The 2,664-nt window shown below is 73.2% G+C and carries 4 protein-coding genes and 1 tRNA gene; 2 read left to right on the top strand and 3 right to left on the bottom strand.

Features of this window, described 5'->3' with window-relative positions; all coding sequences use genetic code 11:
* The coding region (locus tag VH969_RS06225; protein WP_331971756.1) for a maleylpyruvate isomerase N-terminal domain-containing protein at positions 1 to 855 on the bottom strand (855 nt) is incomplete at its 3' end.
* Positions 856 to 907: 52 nt separating this feature from the next.
* Between VH969_RS06225 and VH969_RS06220 the strand changes: the two genes are divergently transcribed.
* Positions 908 to 1,372, top strand: coding sequence for a peroxiredoxin (locus VH969_RS06220; protein ID WP_331971753.1), 465 nt, complete (start codon positions 908 to 910; stop codon positions 1,370 to 1,372).
* Here the strand turns inward: VH969_RS06220 and VH969_RS06215 are convergent.
* A complete protein-coding gene (locus VH969_RS06215) occupies positions 1,369 to 2,205 on the bottom strand; it encodes an SURF1 family protein (protein WP_331971750.1) in 837 nt (278 codons plus the stop codon). The two genes, VH969_RS06220 and VH969_RS06215, sit on opposite strands and share 4 nt — an antisense overlap.
* 68 nt (positions 2,206 to 2,273) lie before the next feature.
* Between VH969_RS06215 and VH969_RS06210 the strand changes: the two genes are divergently transcribed.
* Positions 2,274 to 2,345, top strand: a tRNA-Val gene (locus VH969_RS06210).
* Between the two features lie 118 nt (positions 2,346 to 2,463).
* On the opposite strand, the gene VH969_RS06205 is transcribed toward VH969_RS06210, so the two are convergent.
* Positions 2,464 to 2,664 (bottom strand): hypothetical protein (locus VH969_RS06205; RefSeq protein ID WP_331971747.1); only part of this gene is annotated, 201 nt, incomplete at its 5' end.

Here is a 2,664-nt window from a genome sequence, read left to right as displayed (position 1 = left end):
GACCCAGCGTGCCGCCGCCCTGAGCGCCGGCCCACCGGGCAAGCCCGGCACCTCCTCGACGATCGGTGCGAGACGCACGATGTCGGCGAGCCCGTGCACTCGCATCGTGCGGGATGCCAGCAACGCGGGCACTGCGCGCCGGCCGGCCGACGTATCGAGCAGCACGGCCGCGTCGCCCTCGACCGCCGCGCCGGGCGGCCGCTCCCGTACGGCGGCGGTGACCCATCCGTCCCGCTCGGTCCGGACCTGCCAGCCCGACCGGCCCGTCCACGCCGTGAGCGCCGAGCGCAACCCGCGCCGGTGCGCGAACACGCCGGTCACGTCGACCAGCGCGGCCAGCCCCGCGTCGAGCAGCCCGTCGTCCGGCCGTACGCCGAGGTCGAGCGTGTGCACCGCCAGCTCGTAGCCGCTGGCGTTGACGACGGTGAGCAGCGGCAGCACGCCGACCGAGGACATGACGGGCGTGAGCCCGAGCGCCGAAGGACCGTCGGCCGCGTCCGGTGCGGCGAACCACTCCGCCATCCGGTCCCGGCACCGCCGTACCGCCGCCAGCACGTCGGCGTTGGGCACGTCCCGGTGCGCCGCGACGACCTCCGCGTTGATCGCGTCCACGTCGTACGGTGGCGCGACCGTGCCGGACCGTGCCTCGGCCAGCAGCGTGTCCAGGGTCGTGACACCGGCCCAGTCGCCGACGTGGACCAGCACGTCGTGCCCGCTCCAGCCGGGCAGCCGGGACGGCCGATCCAGGTCCACGTCCGCGGCCGCTGCGAGGAATCCGTCCCACGACGCGAGGACCCGGTCACGCTGCTCGCCCAGCGGCAGGCTGGCCAGACCGGCCCGACCGGGGCGTGACATGCTGCCCATGGTGCCGGACATCCCGGCATGATCCGGCGAGGAGGACACCCCTATGGCGGTCGAGGTCGGCCAGGAGGCCCCCGACTTCACCCTTCGCGACCAGAACCGCGAGGAGGTGACGCTGAGCTCGTACCGCGGGAAGAAGAGCGTGCTGCTCGTCTTCTTCCCGTTCGCGTTCAGCGGCATCTGCACGAGCGAGCTGTGCCAGGTCCGCGACGAGCTGCCGCGCTTCGAGGACGAGGACGTGCAGGTGATCGGCATCAGCGTCGACCACCCGTTCGCGCTGAAGAGCTGGGCGGCGCAGGAGGGCTACCTGTTCCCGCTGGTGTCGGACTTCTGGCCGCACGGCGAGGTCGCCAAGCGGTACGGGGTGTTCAACGACGTGGCCGGCATGGCCAACCGCGGCACGTTCCTCATCGACAAGTCGGGCAAGGTCGTGTTCGTCGAGGTGAACCAACCGGGGGAGAAGCGCGACCAATCGGTGTGGCACTCGGCGATGGCGGACCTGCCCGCCTAGGCGGTCGGCGCGGTCGGCGCGGTCGGCGCGGTCGGCGCGCTGGGTGCCGGCGCCGGAGCGGGCTCGGGCGGCCTCGGCCCGGGCTCGCGGCGTCGGGCCCGCCGGTCGAGCAGCAGCAGCACCACGGGCCCGGCCAGCGCGAACGCGCTGAACAGGAACCACTGCACCACGTACGCCAGGTGCTGGGCGACGTACGCGCCGCCGGCCGGGTTGGTCAGGTCCGGCGGCGGCAGCGCGACCAGGCCCTGCTGCGCCGGGGTCGAGGAGATCAGCTCGACGTACGCCGGGTAGGCCTGGACGCCGTCCCGCGCGGCCAGCTCGGGGACGTCGATGCGCTCGATCTGCCGGGCGGGCAGGCCGGTGCCGAGCCCGCCGTCCTCGCTGGGCAGCACCCGGACCGTCAGCTGCACCTGTCCGGCCGGTGGATCCGGCACGTTCGGCGTCAGCGTCGCCGCCCCGGTGACCGGCACGAAGCCGCGGTCGACGTACAGCGTGCGTCCCGACGTCGTCTGAAGCGGCGTGAGCACCAGGAAACCTGGCGTGTCGTTCACCTGCCGCTGCCGCACGAGCAGCTGCCGCGCCCCGTCGTACCGGCCGGTTGCGGTGACGGTACGGAACCGGATCGTGTCGTCCACGGGCCGGCCCGGGGCGAGGACCTCGTCCAGCGGCGCCACCGGCTGCCGCGCCGCCGCCCGCAGCTCGTCGTCCGCGGTCTTCTTCTGCCCGAACCGGTGCCACTGCCACACGCCCGCCGCGCCGCAGGCACCACCGAGCACCAGCCCCAGCAGGATCAGGGCCGCCACCCGCGCCACCCGCGGCCGTCGCGTGCTCACCCGCTGACCCTACGACCAGCCACGTCCGCCGCGCCCGCCCGGTACCCTCCCATTCGCCCGTACCGAGCGGGCGCGTAGCTCAGTGGAAGAGCACCCGCCTTACAAGCGGGGGGTCGCTGGTTCGAACCCAGCCGCGCCCACACCTTCTGACCAGCACACCAACGGTCCGGCCCGCCGGTCGAGACGCTGTCAAGGCGACGTCGTGATGGTCGGCCCACCAGTCGTTGGGGCCGGCGAGAGCGCCGCCCGTGTGTGCGACTACTTGACCTCGGAGCGGCGCAGGGACAGCAGTCCGATGACGAGGGGAAGGACGATCCAGATCATCGTGGTCGAGCCGAGCATCGCCCACTCCTTGACAGTGTTCGTGGCGCCATCGAGGAGCGCCACCTGCGTGTAGTGCCAGTCGATCCACGGCTGCAGGTCCTCGAACCACGAACGCACCTGAGCCAGGAGCGCGAG

The sequence above is a fragment of the Actinophytocola sp. genome, assembly GCF_036555685.1.
Classification (GTDB): domain Bacteria; phylum Actinomycetota; class Actinomycetes; order Mycobacteriales; family Pseudonocardiaceae; genus Actinophytocola.
This window is presented reverse-complemented; position numbering and strand designations above follow the sequence as displayed.

Coding starts and splice junctions, on each gene's coding strand:
- VH969_RS06220 (WP_331971753.1), top strand. CDS start 908: ATGGCGGTCGAGGTCGGCCAGGAGGCCCCCGACTTCACCCTTCGCGAC.